The following is a 16,066-nucleotide window of genomic DNA, read 5'->3' on the forward strand; positions in this document are numbered from 1 at the left end:
CCCCCTTGCTAAAATATATCGGAAGACGTTTAGTCTATATGATCATCACATTATTTGTGATTGTAACCGTGACATTCTTCTTAATGCAAGCAGCACCGGGCGGGCCATTTTCAGGTGAGAAAAAGCTTCCGCCTGAAATTGAAGCAAACTTAAATGCGCATTATGGCTTGGACAAGCCGCTGTTTGTACAATATGTAAGTTATTTGAAATCAGTTGCAATGTGGGATTTCGGACCGTCATTTAAATATAAAGGTCAGAGTGTCAATGACCTGATCAGTTCAGGTTTCCCCGTTTCATTCACTCTTGGAGCAGAAGCTATTCTCCTCGCTTTAGCATTAGGTGTATTGTTTGGGGTCATTGCAGCCCTTTACCATAATAAGTGGCAGGATTATACCGTCGCGATTTTAACGATCTTTGGTATTTCAGTTCCGAGCTTTATCATGGCGGCTGTGCTGCAATATGTGTTCTCCATGAAGCTTGGGCTGTTTCCGGTCGCGGGGTGGGAGTCCTGGGCATACACCTTTCTGCCTTCCATCGCTCTTGCTTCCATGCCGATGGCGTTTATTGCCAGACTTTCCCGTTCAAGCATGATCGAAGTATTAAACAGTGATTATATTCGCACAGCAAAAGCGAAAGGGCTGTCGCGTCCAGCAGTTACAGTGCGGCACGCCATCCGAAACGCGCTGTTGCCAGTCGTTACATATATGGGCCCTATGGCCGCTCAAGTTTTAACCGGAAGCTTTATCATTGAAACCATTTTTGGTATCCCGGGGCTTGGTGCACACTTTGTTAACAGTATTACAAACCGTGATTATACAGTCATTATGGGTGTAACGGTGTTCTTCAGTGTCATCCTGCTTTTATGTGTATTAATCGTAGACGTGTTATACGGCATTATTGATCCAAGAATCAAGCTTTCCAAAGCAAAGAAAGGAGCCTAGGCCATGCAGAACATTCCAAAAAACATGTTTGAACCAGCCGCAGCGAATGCCGGCGATGCTGAGAAAATAAGTAAAAAGAGCCTTTCCCTCTGGAAAGATGCGATGCTACGTTTCCGCAGCAATAAGCTTGCGATGGTCGGGCTTGTTATTATTATTCTCATTATTCTAATGGCGATTTTTGCACCTATTTTCTCAAAATATGATTATTCGACTACCAATCTCTTAAATGCGGATAAGCCGCCTTCAAAAGATCACTGGTTCGGGACTGATGATCTTGGAAGGGACATTTTCGTCCGTACATGGGTAGGTGCCCGAATTTCAATCTTTATCGGTGTCGCAGCCGCTGTTCTTGACTTGCTGATTGGCGTGATTTGGGGCAGTATTTCAGGGTTCCGCGGAGGCAGAACAGATGAGATTATGATGCGTATCGCAGATATCCTTTGGGCTGTTCCTTCATTATTAATGGTTATCCTGCTGATGGTTGTTCTTCCGAAAGGGCTGTTAACGATTATTATTGCCATGACGATTACGGGCTGGATTAACATGGCCAGAATCGTCCGCGGCCAAGTGCTGCAGCTGAAGAATCAGGAATACGTGCTTGCGTCGCAGACACTCGGGGCGAAAACATCCCGTCTGCTGTTTAAACATATCGTCCCGAACGCAATGGGCTCTATTTTAGTCACGATGACACTAACTGTTCCAACCGCAATTTTTACAGAAGCCTTTTTAAGCTATTTAGGACTTGGTGTTCCGGCTCCTCTTGCAAGCTGGGGAACGATGGCTTCTGACGGATTGCCTGCATTGACCTATTATCCGTGGCGTTTGTTTTTCCCTGCCGGTTTTATCTGCATTACCATGTTTGGTTTTAACGTTGTCGGCGACGGATTAAGAGACGCATTGGATCCTAAGTTACGTAAATAAGGGAGTGATACGGGTGACACGCCTATTAGAAGTAAAAGATTTAGCGATTTCATTTAAAACATACGGCGGAGAGGTCCAGGCGATCCGCGGAGTGAATTTCCATCTGAATAAAGGAGAAACATTGGCAATCGTCGGGGAGTCAGGCTCTGGAAAAAGTGTGACATCTCAAGCAATCATGAAGCTGATTCCGATGCCTCCGGGTTATTTTAAACGCGGTGAGATTTTATTTGACGGCAAGGATTTAGTGCCGCTTTCCGAAAAAGAGATGCAAAATGTACGGGGGAAAGAGATCGGAATGATATTCCAGGATCCGATGACCTCTTTAAACCCGACAATGAAAGTCGGCAAGCAAATTACGGAAGTGCTTTTTAAACACGAAAACATTTCAAAGGAAGCTGCGAAAAAGCGTGCTGTTGAGCTGCTGGATTTAGTAGGTATCCCAATGCCGGAAAAACGGGTCAACCAATTTCCGCACGAGTTTTCAGGCGGGATGAGACAGCGTGTCGTCATTGCGATGGCACTTGCGGCGAATCCGAAGCTGTTAATTGCCGATGAGCCGACAACTGCTCTTGACGTGACCATCCAAGCGCAGATTCTTGAATTGATGAAAGAATTGCAAAAGAAAATTGACACGTCCATCATCTTTATCACACACGATCTCGGTGTTGTTGCTAACGTAGCCGACAGGGTTGCCGTGATGTATGCGGGACAGATTGTAGAAACCGGTACGGTAGACGAAATTTTCTACGATCCGAGACATCCGTATACTTGGGGGCTGCTGGCATCCATGCCGACACTTGACAGCTCAGGAGACGAACAGCTGACAGCAATCCCTGGCACACCGCCTGATTTGACAAATCCTCCAAAAGGAGATGCTTTTGCGCTCCGGAGTCCATATGCGATGAAAATTGATTTTGAACAGGAGCCGCCAATGTTTAAGGTTTCCGATACTCATTATGTGAAATCGTGGCTTCTTCATCCTGATGCGCCAAAGGTAGAGCCGCCTGAAGCGGTAAAAGCAAAAATACGGACGCTGGCGAATACGTATCAAAAACCTGTCTTAGTGAGAGAGGGTGAATAAATTGACTGAGAAACTATTAGAAATCAAACATTTAAAACAGCACTTTGTTACGCCGAGAGGAACGGTTAAAGCCGTAGATGACCTGTCGTTTGATATCTATAGGGGCGAAACATTAGGTCTGGTTGGTGAATCCGGCTGCGGTAAATCGACAACAGGCCGAAGTATCATTCGGCTATACGAAGCAACCGATGGCGAGGTGCTGTTTAACGGTGAAAATGTTCACGGTAAAAAATCCCGTAAAAAGCTGCTCGAATTCAACCGCAAAATGCAAATGATTTTCCAGGACCCATATGCATCGCTGAATCCGAGAATGACAGTCGCAGACATTATTGCAGAAGGCCTTGATATTCATAAGCTGACGAAAACGAAGAAAGAGCGTATGCAGCGGGTTCATGAACTCCTGCAAACAGTCGGTTTAAACAAGGAGCATGCCAACCGTTATCCGCATGAATTTTCCGGCGGTCAGCGGCAAAGAATCGGGATTGCGAGAGCTCTTGCTGTAGATCCGGAATTCATTATTGCAGATGAGCCAATTTCCGCTTTGGATGTATCCATTCAAGCGCAGGTCGTGAATTTAATGAAAGAACTGCAAAAAGAAAAAGGGCTCACATACCTGTTTATTGCCCACGATTTATCGATGGTCAAATACATCAGCGACCGTATCGGAGTCATGTATTTCGGTAAGCTGGTTGAGCTTGCGCCGGCAGATGAACTTTACGAAAACCCGTTACACCCGTATACAAAATCATTGCTTTCTGCCATTCCGCTTCCTGATCCGGATTATGAGAGAAATCGTGTCCGCCAAAAATACGATGTATCCGTGCATCGGTTAAAGGATGGAGAAAAGATGGAATTCCGTGAAGTAAAACCAGGTCATTTTGTTATGTGCACGGAAGAGGAATTTAAAGCCTATTCATAAGTTGAAAATCCTTCAAAACAAATGTTTTGAAGGATTTTTTATATAGGATGATAGAAAGTAAGAGTCACATCTTTTACAATTAGAGGAAAAACGGAGGCGGACACTATTCAAATTCTTCGTCAGAAAAATGTCTTTGCACTGCTTCTGTCGCAATCTCTGCAATCTTTAGCTGGAGTCCTGGTGACAATCGTTTTAATGGTAAGGGTCTATCAAATGACCGACTCTGTCTTTTTTTCGGGTCTTATTTTATCCTTCATGTCGTTTGCAAGTGTTGCGGCAAGCTTTTGCATTTCGGGTGTACTCCATAAGCTTGGTTTTAAAAAGGTGCTTGCCGGTGCAAGTCTGCTGAGAGCGGTCTTTGCATTGCTAATCGCATACAGTGTCAGCCAAGATGGAATTGCCTTCTATATCATGACGCTGCTGTTTGTTTTTTGTTTTTCATTTTCTGGCGCCTTTTTTCAGCCGGCAAGGTTCGCGCTGCTGCCTGTTATTGTTTCAAAAGAGCATTACGTGAAAGCAAACGGTGTGATTTCACTCGCTAATCAATTGTTTTTAACAGCTGGCTGGGGACTTGGAGGTCTTCTGACATTTGCTGCACCTTTTGAGTTTGTTGTCGGCAGTGCCATTTGCCTGTTTGTCTTTTCCGGAGCTGTCATCAGCCTGCTTCATGTGAACGATGCAAGAACGAAAAGAACAGCTGAAACAGCATCTGCAAGAAGTGTATGGAAGGATTTGATGACAACCCCGATTGTAAGAGACATCACTGCAATGGACATGATAGAAGCTCTTGCCGGCTCAGTTTGGTCATCCGCTATTCTATTGGCTTTTACAGTGGCGGTTCTGCATGAAACAGAAGTATGGTGGGGAATCTTTAACGCTTCTTATTTTATTGGTGCTATGATCGGCAGTGTCATCGCCATCCATTTTTCTGCATGTTTTGAGCAAAATATGGGGTACGCGATTATATTCAGCTCACTTGTGATGGCAGTGCTGACATTCCTCTTTGCGGTTTCTCCCTTGCCGTTTTTATGCGCCCTGGCTTGCGCGGCGATGGGACCTTTTTATCAAGTCAGAGATATATGTCAGGAAACCGTATTGCAGGAGGTCATTCCGGCACATAAGCGCATCGGGATAATGGCTGCCAAAAACGCGCTGTTGACTCCTTGGTCTGGTGTTACCTATTCCATCATGGGGCTGCTGACTGATGCTGCCGGTGCAAAAACAGCTTTTATTTCGGCGGCTGTATTATATGGCATGACTTTTTTGATTGCGTTGGCGCAGCCCGGCCTGAGTCATTACAAAAGGGAGAGACATGCGAATTGAGCATGATCAAACATCTCCGTTGGAACGACGAATTGCCTTACTTGCTGAAAAAAATGAAACCATGCGGAAAGTTCGTACGTCTTTATAGATGTAAGGCTGTTTAAACAAGAAGAAATGGGGTATATCTAAAAGTATGAAGACAACGAACTCATAAGGAGCAAATCAATGAACTGGTACGAAAAGCTTAGCGAGTACTTTCCAATTGAAGAATTGAAATCAAAAGCGCATATGGAAGCTCTTTTGAAAGAGCGAAGCGATATTTATCATAAAGATGAAGGCAAGCATCATATTTTAATGTTTGCGGAATTTGAATCTTTTATCTTCGTTGATTATCTGTATGTGTCAAAAGATGCAAGAGGGCAAGGGCTTGGCGGCAAACTGATTGCCAAGCTGAAAAAGAAAAATAAGCCGATATTGCTTGAGGTGGAGCCTGTGGATGAAGATGATGCTGATACAGAAAAACGCCTGAGATTCTATCAAAGAGAGCATTTTAAGCATGCTCAGTCAATTGGGTACCGGCGCCGGTCATTGGCTACGAATGAAGTCAATAAGATGGAGATTCTGTACTGGTCACCGAAAACAGAATCAGAAGAAGAGATTCTTGAAGCCATGAAACAGACATATGAAAACATTCATACTTATAAAGATGAGAAATGGTACGGGGAATCATACGAAAAAACGGATGAAGTCCTGACACTCATTGATGAAGAAAAGCAAAAAAATATTTTCGATGAGTTAAGCTAATTGAGAATGCAAACACATGAATAAAATAAAATTTGCTGGATTGACACATTTTTTTCTTAGGACACTGTTCACACTTACTTTTTTATAGTATAATACCTATAAAGATTCCTTTTTTAGAGTAATTTCAATTTAAGAATAAAATAGATGTTCATCCTACTAATTAGAGGAGTGAAGATGAATGGTTACATTATACACATCACCAAGCTGTACTTCATGCAGAAAGGCGAGAGCGTGGCTCGAGGAGCATGAGATTCCGTACGTAGAAAGAAACATTTTCTCTGAACCTTTATCAATTGATGAAATAAAACAAATCTTAAGAATGACTGAGGACGGAACAGATGAGATCATCTCAACCCGTTCAAAAGTATTCCAAAAATTGAATGTGAACGTTGAATCAATGCCGCTGCAAGATTTGTACCTCTTGATCAACGAGCACCCAGGTTTGCTTCGCCGTCCGATCATCATCGATGAAAAACGTTTGCAGGTCGGATACAACGAAGACGAAATCAGACGTTTCTTGCCAAGAAAAGTCCGCTCTTTCCAATTAAGAGAAGCACAGCGTTTGGCAAACTAATAGATCGCACGTTAAAAAGAAGGCTGAGACATCAGCCTTCTTTTATTTTTCAACCTGCTGATAATAAATGCTGGCAAGGATCACAAAGACGACAGTTAAAATGGGGAGAAGCGCTTCAACCGTGCCGTGCTGAGCCATAAAAAAAGACAGCTTTTGATCCCGGACAATCATTTCTCCGCCTGTATAAGCCAATAATCCGCTTCCCACATAAATCAATAACGGTATTTTCTCAAGCGCGATGTGGATGAGTTTGCTGCCCCAAATTATAACCGGCACCGATACACACAGACCAATCATAACGAGAGAAAGCTCACCGTGCGAAGCTCCTGCGACAGCAATAACATTGTCCAATGACATAAACAGGTCTGCGAGTACAATCGTTCGTATGGCTTTCCATAGAGAGGTGCTGCTTTTGACGTGCTGGGCGTCTTTTTTTTCAATTAATAGCTGGTATCCCAAATATAGAAGGAATATTCCCCCGGTACATTGCAGGAAAGGAATATTCAAAAGATAAACCGCTGCACTTGTTAATCCGATTCTCATCGCAACGGCGATAAATGTTCCGAGAATAATGGCTTGCTGTCTTTGCTTGTCCGGCAAATTTCGGCTGGCCATGGCGATCACGACTGCATTATCGCCGCCGAGAATCAGATCAATTCCGACGATAAGCAGCAGTGAAATCAGATAGTCATGCTCCATGCATCGGCACCTCGCTTTCGTTCCATCGCTTGTACCACTAATATATGAAGCGGGACGCAATTTATGATAGCGGTGCTGGAAGACAAGCCATTTTTTTGGGCGAAGATGCATTTTTATTTCTTTTGTGACTGATTTATCATAAAATAGAAATACAAAGGAATTCACACTTCCTTGGTTCAAGGTTAAGATGTGGACGGAATGGGTAAAGTGTAGTAAAGTACTATTAATCGGGAGCTTAGATGTCCCTTCAACATCTTATATAGAAGGGAAGGTTGGCAAATGGAAATTGAAAGAATTAACGAGCATACAGTAAAATTTTATATGTCTTATGGAGATATTGAAGATCGCGGTTTTGACAGAGAAGAAATTTGGTATAACCGTGAGCGCAGTGAAGAACTGTTCTGGGAAGTTATGGATGAAGTTCATGAGGAAGAGGAATTCGCTGTTGAAGGCCCTCTTTGGATTCAAGTTCAGGCAATGGACAAAGGATTAGAAATTATCGTCACCAAAGCCCAGCTTTCCAAAGACGGACAAAAGCTCGAACTGCCGATTCCTGAGGATAAAAAGCAAGAACCAGCATCTGAGGATCTTGACGCCTTGCTGGATGATTTCCAAAAAGAAGAGCAAGAAGTCAATCAGGAAGAGAAGGAACAAAAGCTACAATTTGTCTTGCGGTTTGATGACTTCGAAGATGTAATTTCTCTATCTAAATTAAACGTTAACGGAAGTAAAACGACTTTATATTCGTTTGAGAACCGATATTATTTATATGTGGATTTTTACAATTTGACTGATGAAGAGGTTGAAAATCAGCTAAGCATCCTGTTGGAGTATGCGTCTGAATCCTCAATCAGCATACACCGACTTGAAGAATACGGCAAGCTGGTTGTGTCAGAGCAGGCTCTTGAAACGATAAAAAAACACTTTGCATCATAGCAGACCGATTTCTTGCCGGAAATCGGTTTTTTTCTATTTCAAAACAACATATTGAAGCTGGAAAATCAAAAACATACATATAGGCAAAACATCAGCAAACAGGAGTTCATCGGTCATTTCCAGAAAGAGTGATGAATCTGGAAAGGAGAGATGACAATTGTTTAGTGCTGTGACAGAAGACGGTCAAGTTTTTCACCTCATAGGCAGGCAGAGCAGAGAAAAATTAAAGCAGACCAGGTTTTTTTGCCCGGTGTGTGCAGAGGAGCTCGATGTGAAGCTAGGGTCTCAGAAAGCGCCGCATTTTGCCCATAAACAGAACAAGTCCTGCACGATAGACATAGAACCTGAGAGCGCCTATCACTTAGAAGGAAAACGGCAGCTATATGTATGGCTGAAAACGCAAAAGGCTTCACCGCTCTTAGAGCCGTATGTCCGAGAGATTAAACAAAGGCCCGACATCTTGGCGAAAGTTAAGGGGAATACGCTTGCTGTTGAATACCAATGCGCGACTCTCCCTCCTGATGTCTTTCAAAAAAGAACAGCCGGTTTCAAACAAGCAGGAATGATACCGCGGTGGATTCTTGGGGGCAACCGCTTAAAACGGACATCTTCATCCTTTTACCAGCTGTCCGCTTTCCATTGGCAGTTTATCAATACCAGTCAGAACAGCGATCTGTTATGTTACTGCCCCAAAACACATTCTTTCCTGAGGCTCAGCCACATCATCCCGTTTTACACAACCCATTTTTACTGCTCCGTCCAAACGATTCCAGTCCGTCAGGCAGCGGCAGAAGATCTCTTTTTCACTGAATCGGATTCATCGTTTAAGCACACAGATTGGACAGGAGCCATTCTCCGTTTTCGCCGCAAAACTCATCGGTTTCTCTCTAAAGATATAAATCGGCTTAGGCTTTTGTTTTATGAAAAACGGCAAACGCCTCTCTCTTTTCTTCCGACAGAGGTGTTTGTTCCTGTACAGAAAGGAGCCGTTTTCAAGAGTCCCGTTTTTGTATGGCAGGGTTATCTTTATCTGTTTATTACGGATCTTGGGTATAAACATGCGCCCATTCGCTTTTCAGCCATTTTGCAGCACTGCAAACTACACATTCATAAAAAGAACATTCTACTCAGAGGAGAATACAGCGATCAGGGTCTCAGTGAGGCTGTTAAACAGTACATTGAATTTTTGTGCAAGAAGGGATTTTTAAGAGAGACTCAGAAAGAAGTATATGTGCTGAATCAGCCCGCAAAGCGCAGCCAATCATTACAGGATCTCATTGAAAAAGACAGAAGCTGTTTTATCGAATGAGTTTTCCTGATTTGGCTCACCCTAAGACAAAGGTGGTGGGCTGGTTGTGAGAAGCACAAAAGGAAAGGTTTTTCGTGTTTTTACTGCTTTTTTGGCATTCGTTCTCTTCATAACTGCATATGATTTGACAAATGGCAGTGAAAAACCGGAAGATATTCACAACACAAGTTTATTGAGAAACAACCGTTTTTTCAATTGGCTTGAATTAAAGAAAACGAGGGGGATCACCATGGCTGAGGAAAAAAAAGCAAATCAACTGCCTGACCGAAGTGAGGTAAAGGTAGAGGACACATGGAGACTTGAGGATATTTTTCCTAGTGATGAGGCCTGGAATAAAGAATTTCAAGCTGTTAAAGAATTAATACCGGATTTATCTAAGTATAAAGGCAAGCTGGCTGATTCAGCCGATCATTTATACGAAGCCCTTACTTACCAGGATAAGGTGATGGAGCGTTTGGGCAAACTTTACACATACGCGCATATGCGCTCAGACCAAGATACAGGGAACTCCTTTTATCAGGGACTTAATGATAAGGCTGGAAATCTGTATACACAGGCCGCAAGCGCAACAGCTTATCTTGTTCCGGAAATTTTATCCATAGAGGAAGACAAACTGCAGCAGTTTATTCTTGAAAAAGAAGAGCTGAAGCTTTACTCACATGCCATTGAAGAAATCACAAAGGAACGCCCGCACGTGCTGAGCGAGAAGGAAGAAGCGCTGCTGGCTGAAGCTTCTGAGGTGCTGTCATCGTCGTCAAATACGTTCAGCGTGTTAAATAATGCCGATATTACATTCCCATCTATTAAAGATGAAGAGGGAAATGAAAAACAGATCACTCACGGCAATTTTATTAATTTCTTAGAAAGTGAAAACCGTGAAGTCCGCAAAAATGCGTTTGACGCTGTATATAAAACATACGGCCAATATAAAAATACAATGGCGACTACCTTGAGCGGGACTGTGAAAAAAGACAACTTCTACGCAAGAATGAAAAAATACAAGTCAGCACGTGAAGCTGCGCTTTCTAACAACAGTATTCCTGAAGAGGTATACGACAATCTCATCAAAACGATTAACAAGCATCTTCCGCTGCTGCATCGTTATATTGCACTGAGAAAGAAAGTGCTTGAGCTGGATGAAGTGCATATCTATGATCTGTATACACCGCTTGTGAAGGATGCGGGAATGAAGGTTACGTACGAGCAAGCTAAGGATTATATGCTGAAGGGGCTTGCACCTTTAGGAGAGGAATATCGCTCTATCTTAAAAGAGGGGCTTGAAAACCGCTGGGTTGATGTTTATGAGAATAAAGGGAAACGCAACGGCGCTTATTCTTCAGGAACATACGGCACAAATCCGTATATTTTAATGAACTGGCATGATAACGTCAATAATCTCTTTACGCTAGTGCATGAGTTCGGCCACTCTGTTCACAGCTATTATACGAGAAAACACCAGCCATATCCTTACGGCAATTACAGCATCTTTGTCGCGGAAGTTGCTTCTACGACAAACGAAGCACTGCTTGGTGAATATTTGCTGAACAATTTAGAGGATGAAAAACAGCGTTTATATATTCTCAACCACATGCTTGAGGGCTTTAGAGGAACCGTCTTCAGACAAACGATGTTTGCAGAATTTGAACATCTTATCCATATAAAAGCCCAAGAAGGGGAGCCGCTGACACCTGAGCTTCTGACCAATGTATATTATGATCTGAATAAAAAGTATTTCGGAAACGACATGGTGATTGATAAAGAAATCGGACTCGAATGGTCACGGATTCCGCATTTCTATTACAACTACTATGTGTATCAGTATGCGACAGGGTACAGTGCTGCACAGGCGTTAAGCAGCCAAATTTTGAAGGAAGGCAAGCCTGCGGTTGACCGTTATATTGACTTCCTGAAAGCGGGCAGCTCACAATATCCGATCGACATCCTGAAAAAAGCTGGCGTTGATATGACGTCACCAGAACCGATTGAAGCTGCGTGCAAAATGTTTGAGGAAAAGCTTGATGAAATGGAAGAACTGCTGCTGAAAGTAAAGCAGTCTTAATAAAAAATGGCCTGTGCATAAATGATGCACAGGCTTTTTAAAATCCTTTAAAGGTTTTCCGATGATTCAGACGGTACAAGGTAAACAGAATAGACAGAAACAGCAGAGGGGACGTAATGTAAAGAGGCAGCATATGCATCATAGCTAATAAATTTAAACAGAAAAAAACAACAATGCATACAATTGAGATCACATTAAACAGCATGGCGATCCTCCTCGTCCTTGTTCCTTACAAGCATATGAATGAAACCTGTCAGTTATGTTTTGTGACAAAAATATGAACATTAAACTTAATGGTTGTCAACAGTCGACAACTTTTGATATGATAAGGATGTGAAATTGATCACAAACAAACATTACCCCTTTGTTTGACCGTGAAAAATTTCTCCCATCCCCTTTGTTGTCGTTAAGACATATGAAACCGCGCTTATCCCGGCGCGGTTTCTTTAGTGCTTTGTACAGAACATATGTTTGATTTTTGTGCAAAAAAATAGCCTCAAGCATATACATGCCTGCGGCTATTTTTCACATGATTGGTATTCATCAGAACTGCTGGTGAGGGACTGCCAAAACATTCCGTGCTTGGCCTCTACTTTGGCAACTTTTTTAGCAAACGCCAATTTTTTCATTTCCTTTTCTACCTCTTCAAGACTCAAATCATATACAAGAGCGATTTCCTTAGAGGCAACGAAACGGAAATATTCAATAAAACATTCCAGAGGCGGTGTTTCCGAGGGCTTAGGCTCGTCGCCAAGCATCTCAAATAAGATTTCTTCATACACATGGTATGAATAGCTGCCGGGGACTTTAAGTCCTTCGTCGTCATGCTGCGTATTAAAGAACGTCAGCGTCGGAGTGGCTGTAACATCCATCTCAGCCGCGATTTTCATGTCGCATTGAAGCGCCTTGACCGCGCTTTGGGAATGGAGGTCTTTTTGAAATTCCTCTAGATCCAGGCTTGTTTTTGACGCTATTTCCAAAAGCACGTTTTCATCCGTAATGTTCTTCTTCGAAACGAACAGACTCTCCTGCATATTCCGAAGAAATTGCATACCGGCTCTTCTTCCTTGAAGTTCTGCTGCCTTAAATGCGAGAGCAGCCATATATGGAGAAGAGAGCGGCTGATCTTGCTCAAACCATACACTGCCGTCACACGGCATACCGGAGCGGCTTGCGATCTTTTCCCAGGCTTCTGCCAGAAGGTGCTTTTTACGTTTCTTATTTAACGCTGTAAGGCTTGCGGAAGCTATGATGCGTAAGGTAAAAAAACGTCCGTATCTGATTTTCATTTTTTTTATGACAGGCTCTAAGGACCAGCATTCGGGACATAAAGGGTCAACAAACATGTAGATTTCCAGCGGTTTTTTTGGATGGCCGTGGCAATGGGCGAAGTATTGCTCATGCTGATAATTTGTCAATATGATCGATCCTCCGCTTCTGTTTGATTCACCATATGCCTTGCTGTCAACTCCAGCCGGCCAAACAAAAACTCACGAATGTCGCCCTCAAGTCCTACATGGTCCATTGCGTCTTTCATACAGCTGAGCCACGCATCGGCCCTCTCGTTTGTAATCGGAAAGGGGAGATGCCTTGCCCTGAGCATGGGATGGCCGTGTTCCTCGGTATAAAGGGGAGGCCCGCCTAAATACTGTGTCAAAAATTGCTTCTGTTTTCTGGCCGTTTCTGTTAAATCGCTCGGAAATATGGGCTTAAGCAAAGGATGAGACGCGACACGCTCATAAAAAGTATCAACAAGTTGCGATAGAAGTTCTTCTCCAATCGCTTCATAAGGTGCGTTAAACGATTGTCCCATGTTGACTACTCCTTTAAATATGGCTAATAGGAATCATAATTCCTATTGCAAAAAGTTATTTTCTGTATTTATTTCAATTCATCTATGAATTATTTTAGCAACAAGGCATCATTTCTACAAACAAACTGCCTTTTAAGCGCTTTTTATGCGCTTGAAGACAGGGTTCGGCTGAGCGCCGGGTTTGTATTTCATATCATATCACATACAAATCATGAATGTGTAAGATTTCACTCCGCAAAAAAACCGGAAGGCAAGTGCCGCTCCGGTTACGCGTAATAGGTTGCTGTTATTTTTTTTACATAGTTTTGAGTTTCTCTAAAAGGCGGAATGCCTCCGTATCGATCAACGTTTCCCGGGCCGGCGTTATAAGCTGCTAACGCCATGGATACATTGCCATCGTATTTATCCAGCATTTGTTTTAAATATTTCGTTCCGCCCTCAACGTTTTGCTGCGGATTAAGCGGGTTGGAAACGCCAAGTGAGGTTGCTGTTGACGGCATCAGCTGCATTAAACCCATTGCGCCTGCACCGCTGACGGCTTTTGCATTAAAGCCGGATTCCTGTTTGATGACAGCGCGGATTAGTTTTTCATCGACTCCGTATTTGTCAGAGGCTTTTTTTATAGCGCTGTCGATTGAGAAGTCACCCGAGCTGATGTTTTTATCCTCTTGTTTGTTTGAGGAGGCACCAACAGCAGCTGTTTCAGTGCTTTCACTCGCTTTTGTAAATTGGCCGACATTGTCGTTTGAATAGGAGTTAAGCCCGTTAGCTGAAAGCAGTGACGGCGATGTCCCGTAAGAGCTGTTCAGCTGGCTGATCGGGCTTGAAGATGCTGTTGACACAGGTGTTTGCTGGGACAGTCCATTTGTATATTGGCTGAGCAAGGAGCTGAAGTTTGACAGCGGGCTCTCAGCGCTCTGACTGCCCGTGCTGCGTGCATTTGATATAGACTGTAATGCCTGAAGCTGAAGGAGAGCCGCCCAATTCGTTACGTTCACTATGTCATTCCACCTTATATAGACTTTCGTTTTTCTTCATAAAAACGCTGAATTTTATTTTTGGTTTCTCGCAGAGGAATACTGAATTGCTGAAGCAGCTTTTCAAAGGCCAATTTGCCTTCATTCCAGTCAGCCGCCTCAAATTCAATTTCATAATCCTCTTTATTTAAATATCGGCTGTGATCTAAAACTATTAAACCTTTTTCTGTTTCTTTTTCTGCGCGATTTGTTGCTAAAGATCCAAAATAATGAATGGCGTCTGTATCGATGTGAAGCTTCTTCAGCTGGTCCTTGACAGGGCCTTTCGGAATCGTGAAACGTGTAAAGTCGGATACGCCGGAAAGCTTCTGGTGGGTTTCCAGAAGTCCAACTTCAGCCGGTTCTTTTAATGTCAGCACATATTCGTCATTTTTCTTGCGGATTCGAAGCGCCGCCTGTTTCTGTTTCAGTGCGAAGCAGTTTGTATCAAAATAGTGATTCTCTTGATTAGTAAATTCTTTTTCTGCCAAATCCAGTGCCGCAGCTATGTTTTTAAATTCATGTTTTGTAAGCAGGTTTTTAAATTCAATTTCAATTTCTTGGCTCATAATGGTCTTCCTTTCAGCTCTGTAAATCTCATTTTTACTATTATCTCTTTAGATGTTAGGTTTATCAATATCAAGCTTGATATGATAAAATGAATCTGTACTTTGTTTATAAAGGAGAGCATTATGCAAAACAGAATCGAAATTTTAAATGCAACACTATCGGATGATGAGCTTCGCCTTACCTGTGAGACAGAAGGAAAAGAAGCAGAACGCAAGCCGTCAGGTCAAATGCTAGTTGATTCTGACAACATTGCTTTTGTATACATACTTGAATTAGCTGATTCTTTTGAATATGTCATGATAAAGGAACATATATGGCCTGAACTAAAGCAGGCTCATGATCAAAGAAAACCGATCGTTTTAGAGGCAGGGAATGAAAGCATTGAGCTGTCAGGCCTGCATGATGAGCTGGAGTATCTTTTAGAAAATATTAAAGATAATGCGAACTACGGAGAAGAAATGGAAGAAACAGTGAAACGCGTTTTTCTATAGAAACTGGTGCTGAATTGGGGGATGTATGATGGATGACAAGCAATGGGAGCGTTTTTTAGTGCCGTACCGCCAGGCTGTTGAAGAATTAAAAGTGAAGCTCAAGGGGATCCGCACGCTTTATGAATATGAGGATGACCATTCACCGATTGAGTTTGTGACAGGACGCGTCAAGCCTGTGGCGAGTATACTCGAAAAAGCCAGACGGAAAAGCATACCATTACATGAAATTGAAACCATGCAGGATATCGCAGGCCTTAGGATCATGTGCCAATTTGTCGATGACATCCAATTTGTAAAGGAAATGCTGTTTGCCCGAAAAGATTTCACCGTTGTGGATCAGAGAGATTATATTGCAGAACATAAAGAGAGCGGGTATCGGTCATATCATCTTGTCGTGATGTATCCTTTGCAGACGATATCCGGAGAGAAACATGTTCTTGTTGAAATACAGATCCGTACGCTGGCGATGAATTTTTGGGCGACCATTGAGCATTCATTAAATTATAAATACAGCGGAAACATTCCTGAAAAAGTAAAACTGAGGCTTCAGCGCGCTTCTGAAGCAGCTTCACGGCTTGATGAAGAGATGTCGGAGATCAAGGGTGAAATACAGGAAGCTCAAGCTGCCTTTTCTAGAAAGAAAAAAGGAAGCGAGCATCAATAGGTAAAG

General features: G+C 42.8%; 19 protein-coding genes. 13 read left to right on the top strand and 6 right to left on the bottom strand.

The window, feature by feature from the left end; all coding sequences use genetic code 11:
• Window positions 1–5: 5 nt before the first annotated feature.
• The 7 genes from oppB to spx all read left to right on the top strand — a co-directional run bounded on the left by oppB (window position 6) and on the right by spx (window position 6,503).
• Window positions 6–941, top strand: coding sequence for an oligopeptide ABC transporter permease OppB (gene oppB / locus NST56_RS06315; RefSeq protein ID WP_003239289.1), 936 nt, complete (start codon window positions 6–8; stop codon window positions 939–941).
• Window positions 942–944: 3 nt separating this feature from the next.
• Window positions 945–1,862, top strand: coding sequence for an oligopeptide ABC transporter permease OppC (gene oppC, locus NST56_RS06320; protein WP_010333743.1), 918 nt, complete (start codon window positions 945–947; stop codon window positions 1,860–1,862).
• A gap of 4 nt (window positions 1,863–1,866) precedes the next feature.
• Window positions 1,867–2,943 carry an oligopeptide ABC transporter ATP-binding protein OppD gene (gene oppD, locus NST56_RS06325; protein WP_339180762.1) on the top strand — a complete coding sequence of 359 codons (1,077 nt, stop codon included), beginning with the start codon at window positions 1,867–1,869 and terminating at the stop codon, window positions 2,941–2,943.
• Window position 2,944: 1 nt separating this feature from the next.
• Window positions 2,945–3,862 carry an oligopeptide ABC transporter ATP-binding protein OppF gene (oppF, locus tag NST56_RS06330; protein WP_010333745.1) on the top strand — a complete coding sequence of 306 codons (918 nt, stop codon included), beginning with the start codon at window positions 2,945–2,947 and terminating at the stop codon, window positions 3,860–3,862.
• 105 nt (window positions 3,863–3,967) lie between these two features.
• Window positions 3,968–5,185, top strand: coding sequence for an MFS transporter (locus NST56_RS06335; RefSeq protein ID WP_339182103.1), 1,218 nt, complete (start codon window positions 3,968–3,970; stop codon window positions 5,183–5,185).
• A gap of 165 nt (window positions 5,186–5,350) precedes the next feature.
• Entirely contained in the window at window positions 5,351–5,929 is a 579-nt protein-coding gene (locus tag NST56_RS06340) for a GNAT family N-acetyltransferase (RefSeq protein ID WP_010333747.1), read from the top strand.
• A gap of 178 nt (window positions 5,930–6,107) precedes the next feature.
• The gene (gene spx / locus NST56_RS06345) at window positions 6,108–6,503 is read left to right on the top strand and encodes a transcriptional regulator Spx (protein WP_010333748.1); all 396 of its coding nucleotides are present in this window, start codon (window positions 6,108–6,110) and stop codon (window positions 6,501–6,503) included.
• 42 nt (window positions 6,504–6,545) lie between these two features.
• Here the strand turns inward: spx and NST56_RS06350 are convergent, their stop codons facing one another.
• Window positions 6,546–7,202: a TerC family protein gene (locus tag NST56_RS06350; RefSeq protein ID WP_168747421.1), complete on the bottom strand. Its 657-nt coding sequence runs from the start codon at window positions 7,200–7,202 to the stop codon at window positions 6,546–6,548.
• A gap of 187 nt (window positions 7,203–7,389) precedes the next feature.
• Here NST56_RS06350 and NST56_RS06355 point away from each other — a divergent pair, with 187 nt between their 5' ends.
• The 4 genes from NST56_RS06355 to pepF all read left to right on the top strand — a co-directional run bounded on the left by NST56_RS06355 (window position 7,390) and on the right by pepF (window position 11,506).
• Window positions 7,390–7,515, top strand: a complete 126-nt coding sequence (locus NST56_RS06355; protein WP_120698858.1) for a hypothetical protein — start codon at window positions 7,390–7,392, stop codon at window positions 7,513–7,515.
• Complete coding sequence (gene mecA / locus NST56_RS06360) at window positions 7,482–8,138, top strand: adaptor protein MecA (protein ID WP_229147846.1); 657 nt, start codon at window positions 7,482–7,484, stop codon at window positions 8,136–8,138. Before NST56_RS06355 ends, mecA begins: the two co-directional genes overlap by 34 nt.
• A gap of 157 nt (window positions 8,139–8,295) precedes the next feature.
• Window positions 8,296–9,447, top strand: a complete 1,152-nt coding sequence (locus NST56_RS06365) for a competence protein CoiA family protein (RefSeq protein WP_339180766.1) — start codon at window positions 8,296–8,298, stop codon at window positions 9,445–9,447.
• A 229-nt stretch (window positions 9,448–9,676) separates the two neighbouring features.
• Complete coding sequence (gene pepF, locus NST56_RS06370) at window positions 9,677–11,506, top strand: oligoendopeptidase F (RefSeq protein WP_010333752.1); 1,830 nt, start codon at window positions 9,677–9,679, stop codon at window positions 11,504–11,506.
• 37 nt (window positions 11,507–11,543) lie between these two features.
• On the opposite strand, the gene NST56_RS06375 is transcribed toward pepF, so the two are convergent.
• From NST56_RS06375 to NST56_RS06395, 5 genes are all read right to left on the bottom strand, one after another.
• A complete protein-coding gene (locus NST56_RS06375) occupies window positions 11,544–11,711 on the bottom strand; it encodes a hypothetical protein (protein WP_010333753.1) in 168 nt (55 codons plus the stop codon).
• 313 nt (window positions 11,712–12,024) lie between these two features.
• Window positions 12,025–12,924, bottom strand: a complete 900-nt coding sequence (gene spxH / locus NST56_RS06380; RefSeq protein WP_010333755.1) for a protease adaptor protein SpxH — start codon at window positions 12,922–12,924, stop codon at window positions 12,025–12,027.
• Entirely contained in the window at window positions 12,921–13,319 is a 399-nt protein-coding gene (locus tag NST56_RS06385) for a thiol management oxidoreductase (protein WP_010333756.1), read from the bottom strand. Before NST56_RS06385 ends, spxH begins: the two co-directional genes overlap by 4 nt.
• Before the next feature lie 266 nt (window positions 13,320–13,585).
• Window positions 13,586–14,317, bottom strand: coding sequence for a lytic transglycosylase domain-containing protein (locus NST56_RS06390; protein WP_268449912.1), 732 nt, complete (start codon window positions 14,315–14,317; stop codon window positions 13,586–13,588).
• A 14-nt stretch (window positions 14,318–14,331) separates the two neighbouring features.
• Window positions 14,332–14,904: a CYTH domain-containing protein gene (locus NST56_RS06395; protein WP_268449914.1), complete on the bottom strand. Its 573-nt coding sequence runs from the start codon at window positions 14,902–14,904 to the stop codon at window positions 14,332–14,334.
• A 123-nt stretch (window positions 14,905–15,027) separates the two neighbouring features.
• On the opposite strand from NST56_RS06395, the gene NST56_RS06400 reads away from it, so the two are divergent.
• Both NST56_RS06400 and yjbM read left to right on the top strand, forming a co-directional pair.
• Complete coding sequence (locus tag NST56_RS06400; protein WP_326226882.1) at window positions 15,028–15,396, top strand: hypothetical protein; 369 nt, start codon at window positions 15,028–15,030, stop codon at window positions 15,394–15,396.
• A gap of 28 nt (window positions 15,397–15,424) precedes the next feature.
• On the top strand, window positions 15,425–16,060 hold the full coding sequence (gene yjbM / locus NST56_RS06405; RefSeq protein ID WP_024120930.1) for a GTP diphosphokinase: 636 nt from the start codon (window positions 15,425–15,427) through the stop codon (window positions 16,058–16,060).
• Window positions 16,061–16,066: the final 6 nt, after the last annotated feature.

It is taken from the genome of Bacillus sp. FSL R5-0560 (assembly GCF_037966305.1).
GTDB classification, from domain to species: domain Bacteria; phylum Bacillota; class Bacilli; order Bacillales; family Bacillaceae; genus Bacillus; species Bacillus mojavensis.